This is a genomic window from Limnohabitans sp. T6-5 (assembly GCF_003063315.1).
Classification (GTDB): domain Bacteria; phylum Pseudomonadota; class Gammaproteobacteria; order Burkholderiales; family Burkholderiaceae_C; genus Limnohabitans_A.
In genome coordinates, this window is sequence record NZ_NERV01000003.1 from 161,957 (window position 1) to 187,514 (window position 25,558).

Below are 25,558 nucleotides of genomic sequence, written 5' to 3' on the forward strand. Positions count from 1 at the left end.
AGACTGAATTACAAACCCAGCATCAGCTGGATGTTTTGCACCGCCGCGCCGCTGGCGCCTTTGCCCAGATTGTCCAGACGGGCAATCAGCACCGCCTGGCGGGTTTCTTCATTGGCGAACACGCGGATTTCGAGCTTGTTGGTGTCGTTGAGTGCCAGGGCGTCGAGCTTGCCGCTCTCCGTTGCAGGCTCCACGCTCACCCAGCCCCCAGCGGTCTGGCTCTGCGCGTAATGGGCGCGAAAGGCCTCATGCAGATCGGCGGCCTTGGGTTGGCCGGGCAATTCGTCCAGGTGCAGGGGCAGCTGCACCAGCATGCCCTGGCGGAAGTTGCCCACGGCAGGCACAAACAGGGGGCGCCGGGTCAGCCCAGCCAGCTTCATGATCTCGGGGATGTGCTTGTGCTTGAGGCCCAGCGCGTAGGCTTCGTACAAGGGGGCTTTGCCCGCTTCGTAGTCCTCAATCATCGTGCGGCCGCCGCCGGAGTAACCACTCACAGAAGGCAGGCACACCGGAAAATCTGCCGGCAGCAAACCGGCATCGACCAGAGGACGCAGCAGTGCGATGGCCCCGGTGGCGTAGCACCCGGGGTTGGCCACGCGTTCGGCGGCCTGCACGGCGGCGCGCTGATGGGCCGCCAGTTCGGGGAATCCATACACCCATTCGGGATGACAGCGGTGTGCCGTGGAGGCGTCCACGATGCGTGGCTTGCGACCGGGCATGGCGTCGATCATGGCCACTGATTCCACGGCCGCATCGTCATGCAGGCACAAGACCACCAGATCGGCCTCGGCCATCAAGTCGCGCTTGACTTCGGGGTCTTTGCGGCGGGCCGGATCGATACTCAGCACCTGGATTTCAGGCATCAAAGCCAGGCGTTCACGAATTTGCAGACCGGTGGTTCCGGCTTCGCCGTCGATGAATATTTTGGCCATAAGGTTCACTTCCTTGTTCAAGATGGCACCCAGCGTCATGTCGATGTAAGACGCAAGGATCAGTATTGGTGCATTGCAGCATGATACAGTCGACGGCTGCAGTGTCCAGAGCCTGCTGGCTGGCCCTCCTTGATTGAAGGACCCCGGCGGACCGGTCGAATTCCACCCCTCTGAGAGAAGACCTCATGAAGATTCACGAGTACCAAGGCAAGGAAATCTTGCGTCAATTCGGCGTGCCCGTTCCACGCGGCATCCCAGCATTCACCGTTCAAGAGGCTGTTGAAGCCGCTCAAAAACTGGGCGGTCCAGTGTGGGTGGTCAAGGCCCAAATCCACGCCGGTGGCCGTGGCAAGGGCGGCGGCGTCAAAGTGGCCAAAACCATTGACGACGTGAAACGCATCTCTGGCGAGATCCTGGGCATGCAGCTCAAGACGCACCAGACTGGCCCCGAAGGCCAAAAAGTCCGTCGCCTCTACATCGAAGACGGCGCTGACATCAACAAAGAATATTACGTGTCCGTGGTCACCGACCGCGCCACACAAAAGATCGCTTTCATCGCTTCGAGCGAAGGCGGCATGGACATTGAGGAAGTGGCTCACTCCACCCCCGAGAAAATCATCACCGAGTTCATCGATCCTCTGACCGGTCTGGGCGACGAACAAGCCAAGAAGATCTCTGACGCCATCGGCATGCCAGCAGACTCCACCGCCCAAGCTGTGGACATCTTCAAGAAGCTGTACCAGTGCTACATGGAAACTGACGCATCTTTGGTGGAAATCAACCCGCTGAACCGCGACAGCAAGGGCAACGTCATGGCTCTGGACGCGAAGTTCAACTTCGATGCCAACGCTTTGTTCCGTCACCCCGAAATCGTGGCTTACCGCGATCTGGACGAAGAAGATCCTGCCGAAGTGGAAGCTTCCAAATTCGACCTGGCCTACATCAGCCTGGACGGCAACATCGGCTGCCTGGTCAACGGCGCTGGCTTGGCCATGGCCACCATGGACACCATCAAGTTGTTCGGCGGCGAGCCAGCCAACTTCCTGGACGTGGGCGGCGGCGCTACAGCCGAGAAAGTCACTGAAGCCTTCAAGATCATGCTGGCCAACAAGAATGTCAAAGGCATTTTGGTCAACATCTTCGGCGGCATCATGAAGTGCGACACCATCGCCACCGGCGTGATCACCGCTTGCAAGGCCGTGAACCTGTCCGTGCCACTGGTCGTGCGCATGAAGGGCACCAACGACGAGTTGGGCAAGAAGATGCTGGCCGAATCCGGTCTGCCGATCATCTCTGCCGACACCATGGCCGAAGCCGCGACAGCCATCGTCGCAGCCGTTAAGTGAATTCAAGGTTGAGCGTTCAGCGCAGAGCGTGATTTCACGCCCAACGCAGAACGCCCAACGCTCAACCAAGGAACCAACATGTCGATCTACATCAACAAAGACACCAAAGTCATCACCCAAGGCATCACCGGCAAAACCGGTCAGTTCCACACTGAAAAATGCCAGGAATACGCGAACGGCAAGAACTGCTTCGTCGCAGGTGTGAACCCCAAGAAGGCTGGCGAGTCCATCTTCAACATCCCAATCTACGCGTCCGTCAAGGAAGCCGCCACGCAAACGGGCGCGACCGTGTCCGTGATCTACGTGCCCCCAGCAGGCGCAGCCGCTGCGATCTGGGAAGCCGTTGAAGCCGACCTGGACCTGGCCATCTGTATCACCGAAGGCATTCCAGTGCGCGACATGCTCGAAGTGCGCAACAAGATGAAGGCCAAGGAAGCTGCTGGCGGCAAGCGCACATTGCTGCTGGGCCCCAACTGCCCAGGTCTGATCACCCCTGACGAAATCAAGATCGGCATCATGCCCGGTCACATCCACCGCAAAGGCCGCATCGGCGTGGTGTCCCGTTCGGGCACTTTGACCTATGAAGCCGTGGCGATGCTGACCGAAGTCGGTCTGGGCCAGTCCAGCGCCGTCGGTATCGGTGGTGACCCGATCAACGGTTTGAAGCACATCGACGTGATGAAGGCTTTCAACGACGATCCAGACACCGACGCCGTCATCATGATCGGTGAAATCGGCGGTCCAGACGAAGCCGAAGCCGCTCAGTGGTGCAAGGCCAACATGAAGAAGCCTGTTGTGGGCTTCATCGCTGGTGTGACTGCCCCTCCCGGCAAGCGCATGGGCCACGCAGGTGCCCTGATCTCTGGCGGCGCCGACACGGCCGATGCCAAGCTGGCCATCATGGAAGAGTGCGGCTTCATCGTCACACGTAACCCATCTGAGCTGGGCAAATTGCTCAAGGCTCAGCTGAAGTGATGACATGGGAGACAGCTTTTCAGCGCTGTCCCCCATAGATCAAGCCCAGGCCGGTCGAGTCGCGTAAGGCTCGGCCATAAGGGCAATTACGCACTTCTGACGCAGGCGCAGCCCGTTAAACTCGGCACCTGCATCCCCAAGCGCTGTCAACGCAGGTTGTCAGCGCTTTGGTTTTTTTGACTCACGGAGAACAACATGGACATGCTGCAAACAGCAGATTTTTGGATTGGCCTGCTCAAGATCATCTGGATCAACATCATCCTGTCGGGTGACAACGCGGTGGTGATCGCTCTGGCCGCTCGCGGATTGCCCCCCGAGCAACAGAAAAAAGCCATCATGTTTGGCTCGGGTGCTGCGGTGTTCCTGCGCATTGCACTGACGGTGGTTGCGGCCAAATTGCTGGCACTGTCTTATTTGCAAATCATTGGCGGCATCTTGCTGCTGTGGATCGGAACGCAATTGCTGGGTGGGGAGGACGACGGTGATGACGGTCACGATCAGAATCACGGCCTGTGGGTCGCCATTCGCACCATTTTGATCGCCGACCTGGTCATGAGCCTGGACAACGTGATTGGTGTTGCAGCTGCTGCCAAAGGCAACATGACGTTGTTGGTCCTGGGTCTGGCCATCAGCATTCCACTGGTTATTTTCGGCAGCAAGATGATGATTGCGTTGATGGACCGTTTCCCCATCATCGTCACGCTGGGGGCTGCACTGATTGGTTGGGTGGGTGGTGAAACCATCGCCAGCGACGTTGCACTCAAATCGTTTGTGGACGCCAACACCTGGATGCACTACGTCTGCCCTGCTGTGGGAGCAGCATTGGTGCTGGCCATCGGCAAGATGGCGGCATCCAAAAAGTCGAACTGATTGTTTGCAAAGACGGGGTGGCAAAGCCACGCCGTCTTGATCAACGATGGCTCAGGCGCAGGGCCATTTTTGAGTGCCATGCCAGACCTGAAATTCATGCGTTGTATTCAAAATGCCTGGCACTCTGAAAGTGAATCATTTAATATGAAAATTCATATTCAAAAAGGGGCATGGGCATGACAAACAAACAGCAAGGCATGACTTTGATCGAGCTGATGATCGTGATCGCGGTCATCGGCATCCTGGGTGCACTGGCGCTACCTGCGTACCAGGACTACAGCATCCGGGCCAAAACGGCCGAAATGTTGCTGGCCGCCAATGGCTGTAAAACAGCGGTCAACGAAGCCATCAGCTCTTCTTCTCAAGCGGATGTCTCGTCCACTTTGCCCAAAGTCTGCGAAAGCCAGACCAGCAAATACGTCAGCAGCGTCAGTGTCGATGGCAATGGCGTCATCACCGTGGTCGGTAACCACGAAACGTTGCGGGGCAGCACCACTGCTTCAGCCAATGCGATTGCACTGACGCCCTTGCAAACTGGTGACACGCCCATCAATGGCAGCACCGACGGTGGCAAAACCATCGCCAGCTGGCGCTGTGGGCCAGCTGCCAGCAACGGTTTGCCCCTCAAGTACTTGCCGGGTTCATGCAAAGCATCCTGATGCTGAGTTCGGTCAGCAGGCACATCAGACAGTCTCGTCTGTCCTTGGATTGGCGCCGCTGACCTCCTAACAGGCATTTTCTGGTGCGTCTGAACCTCAACTCCCCGGCCACATCTGGCCTGCAAAGTATTTGGATTGTGGTGTTGCTGGCGCTGCCCTGGCTGCAGCCCTGGGCACCCGCACCCCAAGCCAATACGGTGCCTTTACTGATCAGCTGGGCATGCATGACCCTGCTGCTCGTTTTTGCCCCGGGCCTGCGCACCCACGATGTAGCCCGCGCATGGGTCGTGGCCGCACTCATCAGCAGTGCCATGGGCCTGGTGCAGTATTTTGGCTTCGCCGGGGCATTCAGCCCCTGGGTACATGTGCCTGCCGGTTTGGCAGAAGCCAATGCCAATTTACGCCAACGCAACCAATTGGCAACGCTGCTGGCCATGGGTGTTCTGGCCGTGCTCTGGTGGCAAGCGAATGGCCTGAAAACCAGGCATGCCCTGTGGATGCTTGCGCTTGTGGCCATTGGCAACGCCGCGACCGCCTCCCGCACAGGCTTGCTGCACATGGTCTTGGTGCTGTTGCTCGCGGTTTATTGGTCAAAACGGCATGCAAACAGAGAAAAAATGGCCTGGCCCCTGGCCCTGTGGGCCTGGTTGATCTATGTCATTGCCAGTGCGCTCTTGCCTTGGGCCCTGAGCATGGCCACGGGCCAGGCTGGCGAAAGTGCCTGGGCTCGCCTCAGTCAAGACGAAGCCTGTGGCAGCCGTCGCGTGCTGTGGAGCAACGTGCTGCAACTGATCGAGCAAAGACCGTGGCTGGGCTGGGGTTGGGGTGAACTCAAATACGCCCACTACATGGCCGATTACCCGGGCGGGCGCGCCAACCGGTTTTGCGACATTCTGGGCAACGCCCACAACCTGCCTTTGCATCTGGCGGTGACTTTGGGGATACCCGTGGCGGTCCTCATTGTCTGCACATTGGTGGTATTGGTGCTGCGCATGCGTCCCTGGAAAAGCCGCCAATTGCACCACCAACTCGCCTGGTCGGTTTTGGCTGTCATCGGTTTGCACAGTTTGCTGGAGTTTCCGCTTTGGTATGGGCCGTTTCAGCTTGCGGTGTTGCTCTGCTTCGGGCTGCTGATGCGCAGCCCATCGTCCGGTCTGTGGGTTTGGCCCGCCACCGTACGCGCTTTGGCCGTTGCAGCGCTGGCGATATTGAGCGTGGTGGCTGTGGACTACGCCCGTGTTCGGCAAATTTACATGCCTGCTGCGCAGCGCTGGCTCTGGTGGCGCGAAGACCCCATGGGCGCGGCACAGGCCAGCTGGTTTTTTGGCGCCAGCGCCCAATTTGCCGAACTCAGCCTGACGCCCGTCACGCCAGACAATGCTGCACACATGCTGCAACTGAGCCAAACCCTGTTGCATTACTCACCCGAACCCAAAGTCATCCATCCACTGATTGACAGCGCCCATTTGCTGGGTCAAGAAGACTTGGCGCAATGGCATCAAAAACAGTTGAACAAGGTGTACCCAGATCCATAAACCCGTATTAATTACCTAAAAAGGGAAAAATACCCGTTGAATTACCCAATTGGATAATTACATCCATTGACAGATTTGTTAAATTGATCCTTGACTTGTGATTTGAATGGGAAGGCAGGAGATCAATGAAGAAACGCTTGGGTCATATATTTCTGGTCGATGACAACCATGACATGCGCTTTTATCTGAGCGACTTGCTGACCATGGTGGGCTACACGGTAGATGCTTACGAAGACCCCCGCGCCTTTTTGAGCCAATCACTCGACATTTCCCCGGCCGTGCTCTTGCTCGACGTGCGCATGCCAGGCATCACCGGCCTGGAGTTGCAGGCCAAGCTGCATTCCCTGGGTCGCAAAACCCCGATCATTTTCATCAGTGGTGAAAGCAACCAGGACGAGATCATCACCGCCTTCCGGGGCGGCGCAATTGACTTCCTGCTCAAACCTTTCAACCGGGAAAAACTGTGTGAAACCCTGGACCGCGCCCTGGACATCGACCGGGACCGCAACCTGCAGTTCATCAACCTTGACAACCTCAAACGCTCCTTTGTGACCTTGTCCAACCGGGAGCAGGAAATTTTCATGCTGATCGTGCAGGGGCTGACCAACAAAGCCATCAGTGAAGTGACCGGCATCCAGCCCGGAACCGCCAAAAAACACCGCGCCACGATTTATCAGAAATTTGACGTCAGCAGCGGCGCTGACCTCATCAGCCTGTGCCAAGGGGTCGACCTGACCCAACTCATGCCCACCTACTCCGCCTGACTGAGCGCAATCCACTAGACAGGTCAGACACAACTAGCACGCCAGAAAAAGCGCAAAAGCTCAGTCATGCCATGTCGGGGTCTTCGACCGCCGACTTACCAATGGCTTGGTGGTTGGCATGCCGATGCGCTCGTAGGTCGGTACTCGAAGAGTCCGACATTTTCTGCGCTCGTTGGTCGGTACTCGAAGAGTCCGACATTCTGCCGATCGAGCCGTGCCGCGCTGAAAGAGCGATTCGGGGTGGCGAGCCTTCATGTCGGGGTCTTCGACCGCCGACCTACCAATGGCTTGGGGGTTGGCATGCCGCTGCGCTCGTTGGTCGGTACTCGAAGAGTCCGACATTTTCCCGATCGAGCCGTGCCGCTTAAAACGAGCGTTTTGGGTAAGCGAGCCTTCATGTCGGGGTCTTCGACCGCCGACCTACCAATGGCTTGGGGGTTGGCATGCCGTTGCGCTCGTAGGTCGGTACTCGAAGAGTCCGACATTTTCTGCGCTCGTTGGTCGGTACTCGAAGAGTCCGACATTCTCCCGATCAACCCGTGCCGTGTAAAACGAGCGTTTTGGGTAAGCGAGCCTTCATGTCGGGGTCTTCGACCGCCGACCTACCAATGGCTTGGGGGTTGGCATGCCGATGCGCTCGTAGGTCGGTACTCGAAGAGACCGACATTCTCCCGATCAACCCGTGCCGTGTAAAACGAGCGCTTCGGGTCAGCGGGCCTCCATGTCGGGGCTTGGCTTGTTCAACGAACATGTCTGCAAATTTTCACGCGATGCTGACGCACTCGACATCAGAGACGTCACACGAATAAAGGCATGCAAGCCCTTGATGTGCATGACACAACGCGTTCTTGGGTGTCGCTATTTGCCTGCCCCATGCTCAAAAAAATGACAAAAATCCCTTGCTATTGAGCGCTCGCATGACAGTTGCGTGTGATTTATTGTGGTTTTTTGATTGAACCGCAAAAAAACCTGTCAAAAGTGTCAAAAAAGTCATGGGCGTACCCCAATTGGGGGTTCTTGCAATATTGAATTCTCAGTATCTTCAGATTCAAATTGCTTTAATCAACAAAAAACACAAGACCTAAATATTGCGTTTGATTGATGTTTTTGTCATGTCAAGCCGCGCAAACATTGGAGATGTCGGTGAAATCAAAAAATATGCTGAGAGGAATAGTCAACGCGGGCCTGCTCAGGCTGGTCGCGTGGGCTGCGCTGTGCCTGTTGGCTGTGCCATTGAATGGCACGGCCCAACCTGCGCATCCTGTCAGCGTCGAAACCCAGCATGCTGGCGTGACAGCGCACATTGATGTGCTCGGTCAGGCCTTTCGCGCGCCCCCGCCTGTGGCGCGGGATCAGGCACGCATCATCATTTACCGCACCAATGACAACCGGCTTCCCGGCGCCACCAGCATTTTCATCGATGACCGTTACCACGCATCTTTGGTGCGCGGTGCCTGGAGTGCACTGTGCTACCGGCCGGGCAGCGTCGAGATGGGGGCACGCCAAATGGATGCCGCCAACCGTCCCAAAGACTTGGTCGATGCCATCACCGTCACGCGTCTTGAAGGCGGCTCCACGCACTATTTCAAAGTGCAAGACCACAACGGCCGTCCGGTGTTGCAACCCATACCTGCCGTGAAAGCGCAGCAGGAAAACAGCGCCGCACTTGAACAAATCCACACCGTCTCACGAGTTGCCCAAGAATGCCGGATCGACAACTCCCCCCAGCGTCAGCGCGTGACCGAAGAAATCACTCTGAGCGCACACACCTTGTTTGCCTTTGACCGTTCTGACCCGGCGGCCATGACCGAGCAAGGTGTGCGATCGATCAACGACATGGTGGACAAGATCCTGAACGATTTTGTCGAAGTCGAACACCTGCACCTGGTGGGTCATGCCGATCCACTGGGTAAAAAGGATGCCAACGAACTGCTCGGCATCAACCGTGCGCGCACCGTCAAGCAATACATCGAACGCAGACAACTGTCAGGCGTGCGCATCACCACCGAAGGCCGTGGTGACCGCGAACCGATCGTGACCAACTGCGCCCCCATCGACACCCCGGAAAGCATTCGCTGCAACTTGCCCAACAGGCGAGTGGTGGTGCAGGTCACGGGGTACAAGCGGCAAATTTACAGGTGATGAAAACAACATGATGACTCACATGGCCATTACTCCATCCACACACCCGCAGCTGCGGGTTGTCGCGTTGGCCCACATGTGCAAAGGTGCGAAAGCGCCGGGTCATCCTATGGGCGCTTTGGCGCCTCTCCATAACGCCACACCAAGCCGAGGTCGGTTGGGTGGCGCTGAAGACAGCAAAGAATAAGCATGGCCAAGCAATACAAAGTCATCGCCAGCAATGGCAAAGACACAGCCAAAGAAGTGCGCATCGAGCAAGACCTCGGCGCGCGTGGACAACCGATCCGCATCAAGGCAGAGGCGGGCGTCAAATACCAGCTGCAAGACTTGCAGCGTGACAAACCTGTTGGTCCCGACTACGTCAAAGTCCGCCGCAGTGGCAAAAACCTGCTGGTCATCTTTGCTGGAGAAAACGAAGCCTCACTGGTCATCGAGGACTATTACGACGTCATGCCCGCAGGGCACGAAGGCCTGATTGGCCAGGCTGAGAACGGCAAGTTCTACCCCTACATCCCGGAAGACCCGAAAACCATGGGCCTGGTGCCCGTGCTCAGTGATGGTGCGCAGGCTATCAACGTGGCGCTGGGGACCGCAGAAGTCACACCTTTTGCCGTGCCGCTGATCGGCTCCGGGGCACCCGGCGCAATGCCCGGCGCATTGCCCGGCGCCCCCGGCTGGGGGCCCCTGTTGCCCTTGTTGGGCTTAGGCGCCATCGCCGCATTGGCCAACAGTGGCGACCCGGGCCCAAGCACGCCCACGCCTACGCCCCCCACCGAGCCCGGTGGCCACCCCAGCGTGGTGGTCACCAGCGACAAAGACGCCTTGGCCCCCGGCCAAACCGCCACCATCACCTTCACCCTGTCAGAAGCCAGCACTGACTTTGCAGCAGGCGACGTCACTGTCGTGGGCGGCACGCTGAGCAACTTCAAAGGCTCAGGCACCACTTACACGGCCACCTTCACGCCTGCTTCTGGCGCCACCAGCGCGGCCATCCTCGTGGGCAGTGGCTCCTTCAGCAACGCGGCGGGCGACACCAACGACGACGGCGCCGAAACCAACAACACTGTCGCGCTCAAAATCGGCGACCCCGTCATCGGCAACCCCGCTGACAAAGTGCCCCCCACCGTGGTGGTCACCAGCGACAAAACACAGTTGGCCACCGGCGACACCGCCACAGTCAGCTTCGACCTGAGCGAGGTCAGCACCGACTTCAGCCTGGCCGATGTGACCGCTGTGGGCGGCACATTGAGCAACTTACAGGGCAGTGGCACGCATTACACCGCCACCTTCACACCGACAGCCAGCGCCAAAGGCGGCGCCGTGGTGGTCGCCAGCAACCGATTCAGTGACGCCGCAGGCAACTTCAACCTGGACGGCTCCGAAGTCAACAACGCCGTCGCCCTCAGCCTGGGCGCGACGGAAAGCATCAACACCGGCACGGGTGGTGGAACCGGCGGAGGAACCGGTGGAAGTGGCGACACCGTCCCGCCCACCATCATCGTCAGCACCGATAAAAGCCAGCTGGCGAGTGGCGACACCGCGCTCATCAGCTTCACCCTGAGCGAGCCCAGCACCGACTTCAGCATGGCCGACGTCACTGTCGTGGGCGGCTCACTGTCCAACTTCAAGGGCACCGGCACCAGCTATGTGGCCACCTTCACGCCCGATGCAGGCGCCACCAGCGGTGCCATCGTGGTGGCCAGCAACACCTTCAGTGATGCGGCCAAAAACTTCAACGCCGACGGACAGGAACCCAACAACACCGTATCCCTGAGCCTGGGCGGCATAAAAATTGGAACTGGCGGTACAGGCGGCACGCCCGACACCGAGCCCCCCACCGTCATTGTCAGCAGCAACAAAACCGACCTGGCGACGGGCGAAACCGCCACCATCAGCTTCACCCTGAGTGAAGCCAGCACCGACTTTGCCTTGGGTGACGTCACCGTGGTGGGCGGCACGCTCAGCAACCTCACGGGCAGCGGCACCAGCTACACCGCCACCTTCACGCCCTCGGCAGGTGCGGTCAGCGCCGCCATCGTGGTGGCCAGCAACACCTTCAGCGACGCAGCCAAAAACTTCAACGCCGACGGCCAGGAAATCAACAACACCGTCTCTCTGAGCATTGGCACCGGAACCGGCTCGGGAACGGGCGGCACACCCGACACCGTGCCCCCCACCGTCATCGTCGCCAGCAACAAAACAGCGTTGGCCACGGGCGACACCGCGCTCATCACCTTCACCCTGAGCGAGCCCAGCACCGACTTCAGCGTGGCAGACGTCACGGTGGTCGGCGGCACGCTCAGCAACTTCACAGGCAGCGGCACCAGCTACACCGCCACCTTCACCCCCACAGCGGGTGCTACCAGTGGCGCCATCGTGGTGGCCAGCAACACCTTCAGCGACGCTGCCAAAAACTTCAACGCCGACGGCCAGGAAGCCAACAACACCGTCTCACTGAGCCTGGGCAACGCCAGCAGCGGCGGCGGCACCACGGGTGACACCGTGCCCCCCACCGTCATCGTCGCCAGCAACAAAACCGCACTGGCCACGGGCGAGACCGCCAACATCACCTTCACCCTGAGCGAGCCCAGCACCGACTTCAGCGTGGCAGACGTCACGGTGGTCGGCGGCACGCTCAGCAACTTCACCGGCAGCGGCACCAGCTACACCGCCACCTTCACCCCCACAGTGGGTGCCAACAGCGGCGCCATCGTGGTGGCCAGCAACACCTTCAGCGACGCGGCCAAAAACTTCAACGCCGACGGCCAGGAAACCAACAACACCGTCTCACTGAGCCTGGGCAACACCAGCAGCGGCGGCGGTACCTCGGGTGACACCGTGCCCCCCACCATCATCGTGGCCACGGACAAAACCAACTTGCCTACTGGCGAGACGGCCACCATCACCTTCACACTGAGCGAAGCCAGCACCGACTTTTCCTTGGCTGACGTCACCGTCGTAGGCGGCACGCTCAGCAACTTCATCGGCTCGGGCACCAGCTACAGCGCCACCTTCACGCCCAATGCGGGCGTCACAAGCGGCGCCATCGTGGTGGCCAGCAACACCTTCAGCGACGCGGCCAAAAACTTCAACGCCGATGGCGCCGAGCCCAACAACACGGTCTCCATGAGCGTGGGAGACTTCATTTCCCCGGGAGGCGGCAAAGACCTCACCGGTGACCTGACCCCGCCCACCATCGTCGTCAACAGCAACAAAACCAACCTGGCCACAGGCGAGACCGCCACCATCAGCTTCACCCTGAGCGAGCCCAGCACCGACTTCGCGCTGGGCGATGTGACCGTCATCGGCGGCACATTGAGCAACCTCACCGGCTCAGGCACCAGCTACACCGCCACCTTCACGCCCACCAGCGGCGCCACGGGGGCGGCCATTTTGGTGCCCAGCAACAGCTTCAGCGACGCGGCGGGCAACCCCAATGCCGACGGCCAGGAGCCCAACAACGCCGTGGCCCTGAGCATCGGTGGCGCCGCCGCTGGCCCCAACCCCGACAGCACGCCGCCCACCATCATCGTGGGCAGCAACAAAACCGGCCTTTCCGCAGGCGAGACCGCCACCATCAGCTTCACCCTGTCCGAGACCAGCAGCAACTTCGGTCTGGCCGACGTCAACGTCATGGGCGGCACCCTGTCCAACTTCCAGGGCTCGGGCACCAGCTACATCGCCACCTTCACGCCCACAGCAGGGGCCAGCAGCGGCCTGATCCTGGTCGACAGCGACCGCTTCACCGACGCCGCAGGCAATGCCAACAAAGACGGCGCCGAACCCAACAACGGCGTCACCCTCAGCCTGGGCCTGCCCGCAGGCACCGGCGGCACCACCACGCCCAACCTGGCCGACACCACGCCGCCCACCATCATCGTCACCAGCAACAAGGCCAACCTGGCCAGCGGCGAGACGGCCACCATCAGCTTCAACCTGAGCGAAGCCAGCACCAACTTTGCCCTGTCCGACGTCACCGTCGTCGGCGGCCAGCTGAGCAACTTCATTGGCTCGGGTGCCAGCTACAGCGCCACCTTCACGCCCAGCAGCGGCTCCACCAGCGGCGCCATCGTGGTGGCCAGCAACACCTTCAGCGACGCCGCAGGCAACACCAACGGCGACGGCGGCGAGCCCAACAACGCCGTGGCCCTGAGCATCGCGCCGCCCGCACCGGGTGGCACAGGCACCACACCCGGCACCGACACCACACCGCCCACCATCGTCGTCAGCAGCAACAAAACCGCGCTGGCCACGGGCGAGACGGCCACCATCAGCTTCTCTTTGAGCGAGCCCAGCCTCAACTTCGCCGTCAACGACGTCACCGTCATCGGTGGCACGCTCAGCAACTTCCAGGGCTCGGGCAGCAACTACACCGCCACCTTCACGCCCACGGCCGGGGCCACGGCCGCCGCCATCGTGGTGGCCAGCAACACCTTCAGCGACGCCGCCGCCAACACCAACCAGGACGGCGCTGACGCCAACAACGCGGTGGCCCTGAGCATTGGTGCGCCCGCCGCGCCCGGCCCGGCAGGCGACACCACGCCGCCCACGGTGATTGTCAGCAGCAACAAAACCACGCTGGCCACAGGCGAAACCGCCACCATCAGCTTTGCCCTGAGCGAGGCCAGCACCGACTTCAACATCGGCGACGTCACCGTCGTCGGCGGCACTTTGAGCAACTTCACCGGCTCCGGCAACAGCTACACCGCCACCTTCACGCCGAACAGCAACGCCAACAGCGCTGCCATCGTGGTCGCCAGCGGCGCGTTTTCGGACGCCTCAGGCAACTTCAATGCCGACGGCGCCGAATCCAACAACACCGTCTCGCTGAGCATCGGCACACCCCCCACGGGTGGCGGCACCGTCACGCCCCCAGCGCCCACCGACACCACGCCCCCCACCGTCATCGTCAGCGCCAGCAAAAACAACCTGGCCCTGGGCGAAACCGCCACCATCAGCTTCAACCTGTCCGAAACCAGCACAGACTTTGCCTTGAGCGACGTCACCGTGGTCGGCGGCACGCTGAGCAACTTCACCGGCAGCGGCACCAGCTACACCGCCACCTTCACCCCCACCAGCGGGGCCAGCAGTGGCGCCGTCATGGTCTCCAGCAACACCTTCAGCGACGCGGCCAAAAACTTCAACGCCGACGGCCAGGAACCCAACAACGCCGTGGCCCTGAGCATCGGCGGCGCGGCCGCAGGCCCCAACCCCGACACCACGCCGCCCACCATCATCGTCAGCAGCAACAAATTGGGGCTGACAGCGGGCGAGACCGCGACCATCAGCTTCTCGCTGAGTGAAGCCAGCAGCAACTTTGGCCTGTCCGACATCAACGTCATTGGCGGCACCTTGTCCAACTTCCAGGGCTCGGGCACCAGTTACATCGCCACCTTCACGCCCAATGCCGGGTCCACCAGCGGCTTGATCCTGGTCGACAGCAACCGCTTCACCGACGCCGCAGGCAACACCAACCAGGACGGTGCCGAGCCCAACAACGGCGTCACCCTCAGCCTGGGCCTGCCCACAGGCACCAGCGGCCTGAGCACGCCCAACCCGGCCGACACCGCACCGCCCACCATCATCGTCAGCAGCAACAAAACCACGCTGGCCACGGGCGAGACGGCCACCATCAGCTTTTCCTTGAGCGAGCCCAGCAGCAACTTTGCACTGTCCGACGTCACCGTCATCGGTGGCACGCTCAGCAACTTCACCGGCTCGGGCACCAGCTACACCGCCACCTTCACGCCCACCGCAGGCTCGGCCAGCGGCGCCATCGTGGTGGCCAGCAGCACCTTCAGCGACGCCGCAGGCAACACCAACGGCGACGGCCAGGAACCCAACAACACCGTGGCCCTGAGCATCACGGCCGCCCCTGCGCCTGCGGGCACAGGAGGAACGGGCACCCCCACCGACACCGCCCCGCCCACCATCATCGTCAGCAGCAACAAAACCACGCTGGCCACGGGCGAGACCGCCACCATCAGCTTCAGCCTGTCCGAGCCCAGCACCGACTTCGCCGTGGGCGACGTCATGGTCGTGGGCGGCACGCTGAGCAATTTCAGCGGCTCAGGCACCAGCTACACCGCCACCTTCACACCGACTGCCGGTGCGGCCAGCGCCGCCATCGTGGTCGCCAGCAACACCTTCAGCGACGCCGCCAAAAACTTCAACCAGGACGGCACCGAACCCAACAACGCCGTCTCACTGAGCATCGGCAGCGCCGCGCCCGCAGGACCGGGCACAGGTGGCACCACGCCCCCGGCCGACGTGCTCCCGCCCACCGTCATCGTCAGCAGCAACAAAACGGCTCTGACCACGGGCGAAACCGCCACCATCAGCTTCAGCCTCACCGAGCCCAGCACCGACTTCAACATCGGTGACGTCACCGTGGTCGGCGGCACTTTGAGCAACTTCACAGGCTCAGGCACCAGCTACACCGCCACCTTCACGCCCACCGCAGGCGCGGCCAGCGCCGCCATCGTGGTGGCCAGCAACACCTTCAGCGACGCCGCAGGCAACAACAACCAGGACGGCCAGGAGCCCAACAACACCGTCTCGCTGAGCATGACGGCGCCCACCGCACCCGCAGGCACGGGCGGCACGGGCGGCGGCACAGGGGGTGGCACCGTCACCCCGCCTGCCGACACCACACCCCCCACGGTCATCGTCAGCAGTAACAAGAGCCAACTGGCCACCGGCGACACCGCCACCATCAGCTTCAACCTCTCAGAATCCAGCAGCAACTTTGCCCTGGGTGATGTCACCGTCACCGGCGGCACGCTGAGCAACTTCATCGGCAGCGGTGCCAGCTACAGCGCCATCTTCACCCCCACAGCGGGTGCCACCACGGCCACCGTGCAAGTGGCCAGCAACACCTTCAGCGACGCCGCAGGCAACAACAACAACGACGGCGCCGAACCCAACAACAGCGTGGCCCTGACCCTGGGCCAGACCACCTCAGGGGGCGGCACGCCCCCGCCGGGTGACACCACACCGCCCACGGTCATCGTCAGCAGCAACAAGAGCCAACTGGCCAACGGCGACACCGCCACCGTCAGCTTCAACCTGAGTGAAGCCAGCAGCAACTTTGCCCTGGGTGACGTCACCGTGGTCGGCGGCACGCTGAGCAACTTCATCGGCAGCGGCGCCAGCTACAGCGCCACCTTCACCCCCACAGCGGGCGCCACCACGGCCACCGTGCAAGTGGCCAGCAACACCTTCAGCGACGCCGCAGGCAACAACAACAACGACGGCGCCGAACCCAACAACAGCGTGGCCCTGACCCTGGGCCAGGCCAGCTCAGGTGGCGGCACGCCAGCGCCCACTGACACCACAGCGCCCACCGTCATTGTGAGCGCCAGCAAAACCAACCTGGCCCTGGGCGAAACGTCCACCATCAGCTTTGGCTTGAGCGAGAGCAGCAGCAACTTCGGCCTGGGCGACATCACCGTGGTCGGCGGCACCCTGTCCAACTTCAGCGGCAGCGGCACCAGCTACACCGCCACCTTCACCCCCACACCGGGCGCCAGCAGCGGCGCCATCCTGGTCTCCAGTGGCGTGTTCAGTGACGCCGCAGGCAACAACAACGCCGACGGCCTCGATGCCAACAACGCTGTGGCCCTGAGCATGGGCGGCGCCAGCGCAGGCCCCAACCCCGACACCACGCCGCCCACCATCATCGTCAGCAGCAACAAAACGGGTCTGGTGACCGGTGACACCGCCACCATCAGCTTCAGCTTGAGCGAGGCCAGCAACAACTTTGGCCTGTCCGACGTCAACGTCATTGGCGGCACGCTCTCCAACTTCCAGGGCAGTGGCACCAGTTACATCGCCACCTTCACGCCCAACGCGGGCGCGGTCAGCGGCCTGATTTTGGTGGACAGCGACCGCTTCACCGATGCAGCGGGCAACGCCAACAAAGACGGTGCCGAGCCCAACAACGGCGTCTCCATCAGCCTGGGCCTGCCCGCAGGCACCACCGGCCTGGAGACCCCCAACCAGGGCGACACCACGCCGCCCACCGTCATCGTCAGCAGCAACAAAACCACGCTCAGCAGCAGCGAGACGGCCACCATCAGCTTCAACCTGTCCGAAGTCAGCAGCAATTTCGCCCTGAGCGACGTCACCGTCATCGGTGGCCAACTCAGCAACTTCCAGGGCAGTGGCACCAGCTACACCGCCACCTTCACGCCCAACGCGGGCGCCACCGGCGCGGCCATCATGGTGGCCAGCAGCGCCTTCAGCGACGCAGCAGGCAACACCAACGGCGACGGCGCCGAACCCAACAACGCCGTGGCCCTGGGCATCATCGCCCCGGCCCCCACAGGCACAGGCACCGGCACAGGTTCGGGCACCGGAACGGGTGGCACCCCGCCTGCCGACACCGTGGCCCCTACCATCATCGTCAGCAGTGACAAAACCAAGCTGGCCACTGGCGAAACCGCCACCATCAGCTTCAACCTCAGCGAAACCAGCAACACCTTTGCCCTGAACGACGTCATGGTCGTCGGCGGCAGCTTGAGCAACTTCCAGGGCTCGGGCACCAGCTACACCGCCACCTTCACCCCGACCGCAGGCGCCAGCAGCGCCGCCATCGTGGTGGCCAGCAACACCTTCAACGACGCCGCAGGCAACTACAACGCCGACGGCAGCGAACCCAACAACGCCGTGGCCCTGAGCCTGGGCGCTGTCGCCCCCACAGGTACGGGCGGCACGGGCGGTACGGGTGGCACAGGCACGGGCACCACCACTCCCCCGGCCGACAACACGCCGCCCACCATCGCCATCACCAGCAGCAAGAGCCAGCTGGCCGCAGGCGACACCGCCACCATCAACTTCACCCTGTCCGAGACCAGCACCGACTTCAGCCTGGCCGACGTCACCGTGCTCGGCGGCAGCTTGAGCAACTTCCAGGGCTCGGGCACCAGCTACACCGCCACCTTCACCCCCACCGCAGGCGCCACCGGCGCGGCCGTGCTCGTGTCCAGCGGCAAATTCAGCGACGCGGCCGGCAACTTCAACGCCGACGGGAGTGAGCCCAACAACGCCGTGGCCCTGAGCATGATCCCTGCCGACACCGGCACAGGTGGCACAGGTGGCACAGGTGGAACAGGCACAGGCACCACGCCACCGGCCGACACCGTCGCGCCCACCGTGGCCGTCACCAGCAACAAAGCCAACCTCGCCCCCGGCGAAACCGCCACCATCAGCTTCACCCTGAGTGAAATCAGCACCGACTTCAGCCTGGCTGACGTCACCGTCGTCGGCGGTCAGTTGAGCAACTTCCAGGGCTCGGGCACCAGCTACACCGCCACCTTCACGCCCACCGTGGGCGCCACCGGCGGGGTCATCGTGGTGGCCAGCAGCCGCTTCAGCGACGCCGCAGGCAACTTCAACGCCGACGGCGCCGAGCCCAACAACGCCGTCAGCCTGAGCCTGGGCGGCACCAACCCCAGCACGCCGGTGACACCCGGCGGCACGGGCACGGGAACTGGCGGCACCACCACCGGCAGCACCGACACCACCGCGCCCACCATCGCCATCACCAGCGACAAAACCGGCGTGGCCGCAGGCGACACCGCCACCATCAGCTTCACCCTGTCCGAGACCAGCAGCAACTTTGGCCTGGGCGACATCACCGTCGCAGGCGGCACGCTGTCCAACTTCCAGGGCAGTGGCACCAGCTACATCGCCACCTTCACCCCCACCGCAGGCGCCACCAGCGGCAACGTGAGTGTGGCCAGCGGCCGCTTCAGCGACATCTCGGGCAACTTCAACGCCGACGGCGCCGAGCCCAACAACGCCGTGGCCCTGAGCATTGGCACCACCATCGTCAACCCCGCTGCGGCCAACCTCGACACCACACCGCCCACCATCGCGGTCACCAGCAACAAAACCACGCTGAACGCTGGCGAAACCGCCACCATCAGCTTCACCCTGTCCGAGACCAGCAGCAACTTTGCCCTGGGCGACGTCACCGTCGTGGGCGGCACGCTCAGCAACTTCCAGGGCAGTGGCACCAGCTACACCGCCACCTTCACGCCTACCGCAGGCGCCACAGGCGGCGCCATCGTGGTGGCCAGCAACACCTTTGGTGACGCCGCAGGCAACACCAACGGCGACGGGGCAGAGCCCAACAACGCCGTAGCCCTGAGCATCGCGCCAGCGCCTGCTGGCACCGGCGGCACGGGTGGAACGGGCACCGGCACAGGTGGCACAGGCACGGGCACGGGCACGGGCACAACGCCCGACACCCTGCCCCCCACCATCGCCGTCACCAGCACCCAGACCAACCTGACGCCTGGCCAAACCGCCACCATCAGCTTCACCCTGTCCGAGCCCAGCACCAATTTCGGGCTGAATGACGTCACCGTGGTTGGCGGCACCTTGTCCAACTTCCAGGGCTCGGGCACCAGCTACACCGCCACCTTCACCCCCAACACCGGCGCCACCAGCGGCGCGGTGCTGGTCAGCAGTGGCACCTTCAGCGACGCTGCAGGCAACTTCAACGCCGACGGCAGCGAGCCCAACAACACGCTGGCGCTGAACATCAGCAGCAGCGGCACAGGTGGCACAGGCACGGGCGGAACAGGCGGCACGGGCGGAACAGGGGGCACAGGCACGGGCGGCACAGTCACCCCGGTCGACATCAACCCACCCACGATTGCCGTCACCAGCAACAAAGCGAATCTGGCCACCGGCGAAACCGCCACCATCAGCTTCACGCTCAGCGAAACCAGCACCGACTTCAGCCTGGCTGACGTCACCGTCATCGGCGGCACGCTCAGCAACTTCACCGGCAGCGGCACCAGCTACACCGCCACCTTCACCCCCACAGCGGGCGCCAGCGGCGCGGCCGTGCTCGTGTCCAGTGGCAAATTCAGCGATGCGGCAGGCAACTTCAACGCCGACGGGAGTGAGCCCAACAACACCGTGGCCCTGAGCCTGACCCCTGCCGACACCGGCACAGGCGGCACAGGTGGCACAGGTGGCACAGGTGGCACAGGCACCGGCGGTACAGGCGGTACAGGCACTGGCGGTACAGGCACTGGCGGTACAGGCGGCACAGGCACAGGTGGAACGGGCACAGGCGGCACCACGCCTCCCGCCGACACCGTGCCCCCGACCATCGCCGTCACCAGCAACAAAGCCAACCTCGCCCCGGGCGAAACGGCCACCGTCAGCTTCACGCTCAGCGAGCCCAGCACCGACTTCAACCTGGCGGATGTCACCGTGGTCGGCGGCACGCTCAGCAACTTCACCGGCAGTGGCACCAGCTACACCGCCACTTTCACGCCCACAGCGGGCGCGACGGGCGGCGCCATTGTGGTGGCCAGCAACCGCTTCAGCGACGCCGCAGGTAACTTCAACGCCGACGGCGCCGAACCCAACAACGCCGTCAGCCTGAGCCTGGGCGGCACCAACCCCAGCACGCCCGTTTCGGGCGGCACGGGCACGGGCACAGGCGGAACAGGCACCGGCACGGGTGGCACAGGTGGCACAGGTGGCACCACCACCGGCAGCACCGACACCACCCCGCCCACCATCGCCGTCACCTGCGACAAAGACGGCGTGGCCGCTGGCGACACCGCCACCGTCAGCTTCACGCTGAGTGAGCCCAGCAGCAACTTTGGCCTGGGCGACGTCACCGTGATTGGCGGCACGCTGTCCAACTTCCGGGGCTCGGGCACCAGCTACGTGGCCACCTTCACCCCCAACGCGGGTGCCACCAGCGCCGCCATCATGGTGGCCAGCAACCGTTTCAGCGACACCTCGGGCAACTTCAACACCGACGGTGCCGAACCCAACAACGCGGTCACCCTGAGCATTGGCGAAAACGTCGCCAACCCTGCGGCGGCCAACCTCGACACCGCGCCCCCCACCATCGCGGTCACCAGCAACCAGACCAACCTGAGCGCGGGCCAAACCGCCACCATCAGCTTCACCCTCAGCGAGCCCAGCACCAGCTTCGGCTTGGGTGATGTGACCGTGGTCGGCGGCACGCTGAGCAACTTCACAGGCAGTGGCACCAGCTACACCGCCACCTTCACGCCCACCGCAGGCGCCACCGGCGCAGCCATCGTGGTGGCCAGCAGCACCTTCAGCGACGCGGCAGGCAACACCAATGGCGACGGGGCAGAGCCTAACAACGCCGTGGCCCTGAGCATCGCGGCGCCCGCGGGCACAGACACAGGCACTGGCGGCACAGGTGGCACAGGCACTGGCGGCACCGGCACCGGCGGCACCACAGCCCCCGACACCCTGCCACCCACCATCGCGGTCACCAGCAACCAGACCAACTTGTCGCCTGGCCAAACGTCCACCATCAGCTTCACCCTGTCTGAGCCCAGCACCAGCTTTGGCCTGGGCGACGTCACCGTGGTCGGCGGCACGCTCAGCAACTTCCAGGGCTCGGGCACGAGCTACACCGCGACTTTCACCCCCACCACCGGCGCCACCAGCGGTGTGGTGCTGGTCAGCAGCGGCAGCTTCACCGACGCCGCAGGCAACAACAACGCCGACGGCAGCGAGCCCAACAACACGCTGGCGCTGAACATCAGCAGCAGCGGCACGGGCGGTGCGGGCACAGGCACCGGCGGATCAGGTGGAACAGGTGGAACAGGCGGCACGGGCGGCACAGGCAACTCGGTCGACATCAACCCGCCTACCATCGCGGTCACCAGCAACAAGGCCAACCTGGCCACGGGCGAAACCGCCACCATCAGCTTCACGCTCAGCGAAACCAGCACCGACTTCAGCCTGGCTGACGTCACCGTCATCGGCGGCACGCTGAGCAACTTCACCGGCAGCGGCACCAGCTACACCGCCACCTTCACGCCCACAGCGGGCGCCACTGGTGCGGCCGTGATCGTGTCCAGCGGCAAATTCAGCGACGCCGCAGGCAACACCAACGCCGACGGCAGCGAACCCAACAACACCGTGGCCTTGAGCATGCGCACGGTGGACTCTGGCACAGGTGGCACCGGCACAGGTGGCACAGGCACCGGCACAGGTGGCACAGGCACAGGCACAGGCACAGGCACAGGCACTGGCACAGGCACAGGCGGTACAGGCACCGGCGGTACAGGCACCGGCGGTACAGGTGGAACCGGCACAGGCGGTACAGGCACCGGCGGTACAGGTGGAACCGGCACAGGCGGTACAGGCACCGGCACAGGTGGCACCGGCACCGGCGGCACGGACGGTACAGGCACAGGCACAGGCACAGGCGGCACAGGCACTGGCACTGGCACTGGCACTGGCACTGGCACAGGTGCCACTGGCAGCACCGACACCGTGGCCCCCACCATCGCCGTCAGCAGCAACAAAGCCAATCTGGCCAGCGGCGAAACCGCCACCATCAGCTTCACGCTCAGCGAAGCCAGCAGCAACTTTGGTCTGGGCGATGTCACCGTCATCGGTGGCACGCTCTCCAACTTCACCGGCTCGGGCAGCAGCTACAGCGCCACCTTCACCCCCACAGCGGGCGCCACGGGCGGCGCCATCGTCGTGTCCAGCAACCGCTTCAGTGACGCCGCAGGCAACTTCAACGCCGACGGCGCGGACGCCAACAACGCCGTCAGCCTGAGCCTGGGCGGCACCAACCCCAGCAGCCCCACATCAGGCGGCACGGGCACGGGCGGCACTGGCACCACCACCGGCAGCACCGACACCACACCGCCCACGGTGGCCGTCAGCACCGACAAGATCGGTCTGGCCGCAGGCGAGACCGCCACCATCAGCTTCACCCTGAGCGAGGCCAGCAGCAACTTTGGCCCCGGCGACGTCACCGTGATCGGCGGCACGCTCAGCAACTTCCGCGGCTCGGGCAGCAGCTACAGCGCCACCTTCACCCCCACGGCAGGCGCCAGCAGCGCGGCCATCATGGTCGCCAGCAACAGCTTCAGCGATGTTTCGGGCAACTTCAATACCGACGGCGCCGACGCCAACAACGCCGTCTCGCTGAGCATCGGCACCAGCGTGGTCAACCCGACCCCGGTCGACACCACCCCGCCCAGCATCGCCATCAACGCCAGCACCGGCCAGCTCACGGCCGGCCAAAGCACCACCGTCACCTTCACCCTCAGTGAAGCCAGCAGCACCTTTGGCCTGGGCGACATCACCGTCGTGGGCGGCACGCTGAGCAACTTCAGCGGCAGTGGCACCAGCTACAGCGCCACCTTCACCCCCACCGCAGGCGCCACCAGCGCCGCCGTGCTCGTGGGCAGCAACAGCTTCACTGACGCCGCAGGCAACACCAACATCGACGGCGCCGACGCCAACAACGCCCTGACACTGAACATCGTGCCCGCCAGCGGTGGCACCGGAGGTTCGGGCGGTACGGGGGGCACCGGCACCCCGGTGGACGTTAACCCGCCCACCGTCAGCATCAGCAGCAGCCAAAGCAACCTGACCCCCGGCCAAAGCACCACACTCAGCTTCACCCTGTCTGAGGCCAGCAGCACCTTTGGCGTGGGCGACATCAGCGTGGTCGGCGGCACCCTGAGCAACTTCACCGGCTCGGGCAGCAGCTACACCGCCACCTTCACCCCCACCGCGGGCGCCACCAGCTCGGTGGTGTACGTGGCCAGCGGCTGCTTCACCGACGCCGCAGGCAACGCCAACATCGACAGCCCCACGGGCAGCCAGGCGCTGGCGCTGAACATCAGCAGTGGCACCGGTGGCACAGGCACAGGCACAGGCACAGGCACAGGCACAGGCACAGGCACAGGCACAGGCACAGGTGGCACGACCGACATCCTGCCGCCCACCGTCACCGTGTTCAGCAGCCAAAGCCAGCTGGCCAGCGGCGAGACAACCGTCATCGGATTCCAGCTCAGTGAGCCCAGCAACACCTTTAACGCCAGCAGCATCAGCGTCGTCGGCGGCACGCTCAGCAACTTCCAGGGCTGGGGCAGCAGCTACACCGCCATCTTCACGCCCACACCGGGCGCCACCAGCGCGGCCGTGTTTGTGCCCAACGGCAGCTTCACCGACGCCGCAGGCAACAACAACGCCGACGGCGCGGAAGTCAACAACACCTTGTCTTTGAGCCTGAACACAGGTACGGGCGGCACGAGCGGCACGGGCACGGGCACGGGCACGGGCACAAGTGGCACAGACACCACCCCACCCACCATCGCCATCAGCTGCGACACCGACATGGTGCTTCTGGGCCAGACGCCCACCGTCCACTTCACCCTCAGTGAAGCCAGCACCACCTTCGGCCTGGGCGACATCAGCGTCATGGGCGGCACCCTGAGCAACTTCCAGGGCTCGGGCACCAGCTACAGCGCCACCTTCACGCCCTTGCCTGGCACCTACAGCGCCGCGCTTTATGTGGCCAGCGGCAAATTCACCGACGCAGCGGGCAACGCCAACCAGGACGGCGCAGACGCCAACAACGCCTTGTCCCTGGGCATTGAATGCCCCTGCGACACCGTCAGCAGCTTCACCGCCACCCATGGCGGCTTCAGCTACACCTACGCAGGCACCAGCGCAGGCGACCTCAACGGCGACAGCCTCAACGACATCATCTACAGCGTCAGCTCGACCAATTTGTCGGCGCCACACGTCGAAAGCTATGTCGTCTTCGGCGGCATGTCCGATGTCACGGCCGCCGTCTTCCACAGCAACAGCAGCACCGCCATCGACACCCTGGCCCTGTCGGGCAGCCAACAGACGCTGGACTTTGCCCACGCCGGCGTGGGCGCCGTGCAAAACGTCGAAGAAATCGACCTGACCGGCACCGGCAACAACGCGTTGCACATGGACTTGAACACCATGCTCAGCCACTTTGGCGGGCACGACGTTTACAACAGCAGCAACAGCACCGGCCTGGCCACGCACGAGGCCAAAACCCAGCTCATGGTCAGCGGCGATCAAGGCGACCATGTCGTCCTGTCCGACCTGACGCAGTGGACCGCATCCAGCACCCCTGTGGTCAACCACGGTCATACCTATGTGGCCTACAACCACAACAGCGCCGCCGCGCAGTTGCTCATCGAACAGGCCCTGCTCGTCACTGCCGTGTAAACCCATGCGAGCTGCCCCCGCAGGTCGGCGGTCGAAGACCCCGACATCAGCTCGCCTGCCGCGTCTGAATTGGGCTTTGGTGGCCAATCAAGCCCATGTCGGACTCTTCGAGTACCGACCTACAAGAAGGACCACGGGAATTCGCACGTCGGCGGCCCGTTATCTGCGCCGTTGTAGGTCGGGGGTCGAAGACCCCGATGTTTGCCCGCAAACCCCCAATGCTTTCGCAGGCTGCAACGGTGAAAAACAACGTCGGACTCTTCGACTACCGAGCTGCGACGTGCGCGGCAAATCTAC

10 protein-coding genes are annotated in these 25,558 nt (G+C 63.1%); 9 read left to right on the top strand and 1 reads right to left on the bottom strand.

Features of this window, described 5'->3' with window-relative positions; genetic code table 11:
* Window positions 1–8: 8 nt before the first annotated feature.
* Complete coding sequence (argC, locus tag B9Z51_RS12625; protein ID WP_108375978.1) at window positions 9–932, bottom strand: N-acetyl-gamma-glutamyl-phosphate reductase; 924 nt, start codon at window positions 930–932, stop codon at window positions 9–11.
* Window positions 933–1,117: 185 nt separating this feature from the next.
* Between argC and sucC the strand changes: the two genes are divergently transcribed.
* The 9 genes from sucC (at window position 1,118) to B9Z51_RS19010 (ending at window position 25,261) form a co-directional block, all read left to right on the top strand.
* Window positions 1,118–2,278 (top strand): ADP-forming succinate--CoA ligase subunit beta, encoded by a 1,161-nt coding sequence (gene sucC / locus B9Z51_RS12630; RefSeq protein WP_108375273.1) that lies wholly within the window; start codon window positions 1,118–1,120, stop codon window positions 2,276–2,278.
* A 78-nt stretch (window positions 2,279–2,356) separates the two neighbouring features.
* Window positions 2,357–3,253: a succinate--CoA ligase subunit alpha gene (sucD, locus tag B9Z51_RS12635; protein ID WP_108365634.1), complete on the top strand. Its 897-nt coding sequence runs from the start codon at window positions 2,357–2,359 to the stop codon at window positions 3,251–3,253.
* Between the two features lie 195 nt (window positions 3,254–3,448).
* A complete protein-coding gene (locus tag B9Z51_RS12640; RefSeq protein ID WP_108375275.1) occupies window positions 3,449–4,123 on the top strand; it encodes a TerC family protein in 675 nt (224 codons plus the stop codon).
* A 36-nt stretch (window positions 4,124–4,159) separates the two neighbouring features.
* The gene (locus B9Z51_RS18840; RefSeq protein ID WP_233254955.1) at window positions 4,160–4,303 is read left to right on the top strand and encodes a hypothetical protein; all 144 of its coding nucleotides are present in this window, start codon (window positions 4,160–4,162) and stop codon (window positions 4,301–4,303) included.
* On the top strand, window positions 4,300–4,782 hold the full coding sequence (locus B9Z51_RS12645) for a pilin (protein WP_108375979.1): 483 nt from the start codon (window positions 4,300–4,302) through the stop codon (window positions 4,780–4,782). The genes B9Z51_RS18840 and B9Z51_RS12645 overlap by 4 nt, the downstream gene beginning before the upstream one ends.
* Window positions 4,783–4,865: 83 nt before the next feature.
* Window positions 4,866–6,317, top strand: coding sequence for a PglL family O-oligosaccharyltransferase (locus B9Z51_RS12650; protein WP_108375277.1), 1,452 nt, complete (start codon window positions 4,866–4,868; stop codon window positions 6,315–6,317).
* 125 nt (window positions 6,318–6,442) lie between these two features.
* Window positions 6,443–7,081: a response regulator transcription factor gene (locus B9Z51_RS12655; RefSeq protein WP_108375279.1), complete on the top strand. Its 639-nt coding sequence runs from the start codon at window positions 6,443–6,445 to the stop codon at window positions 7,079–7,081.
* A gap of 1,158 nt (window positions 7,082–8,239) precedes the next feature.
* On the top strand, window positions 8,240–9,223 hold the full coding sequence (locus B9Z51_RS12660) for an OmpA family protein (RefSeq protein ID WP_158272887.1): 984 nt from the start codon (window positions 8,240–8,242) through the stop codon (window positions 9,221–9,223).
* 189 nt (window positions 9,224–9,412) lie between these two features.
* A complete protein-coding gene (locus B9Z51_RS19010) occupies window positions 9,413–25,261 on the top strand; it encodes an Ig-like domain-containing protein (RefSeq protein WP_108375283.1) in 15,849 nt (5,282 codons plus the stop codon).
* Window positions 25,262–25,558: the final 297 nt, after the last annotated feature.

Bases quoted from the DNA above. Each gene is read 5' to 3' on its own strand.
- argC (WP_108375978.1), bottom strand. From the start codon at position 932: ATGGCCAAAATATTCATCGACGGCGAAGCCGGAACCACCGGTCTGCAA.
- sucC (WP_108375273.1), top strand. From the start codon at position 1,118: ATGAAGATTCACGAGTACCAAGGCAAGGAAATCTTGCGTCAATTCGGC.
- sucD (WP_108365634.1), top strand. From the start codon at position 2,357: ATGTCGATCTACATCAACAAAGACACCAAAGTCATCACCCAAGGCATC.
- B9Z51_RS12640 (WP_108375275.1), top strand. From the start codon at position 3,449: ATGGACATGCTGCAAACAGCAGATTTTTGGATTGGCCTGCTCAAGATC.
- B9Z51_RS12645 (WP_108375979.1), top strand. From the start codon at position 4,300: ATGACAAACAAACAGCAAGGCATGACTTTGATCGAGCTGATGATCGTG.
- B9Z51_RS12655 (WP_108375279.1), top strand. From the start codon at position 6,443: ATGAAGAAACGCTTGGGTCATATATTTCTGGTCGATGACAACCATGAC.
- B9Z51_RS12660 (WP_158272887.1), top strand. From the start codon at position 8,240: ATGCTGAGAGGAATAGTCAACGCGGGCCTGCTCAGGCTGGTCGCGTGG.
- B9Z51_RS19010 (WP_108375283.1), top strand. From the start codon at position 9,413: ATGGCCAAGCAATACAAAGTCATCGCCAGCAATGGCAAAGACACAGCC.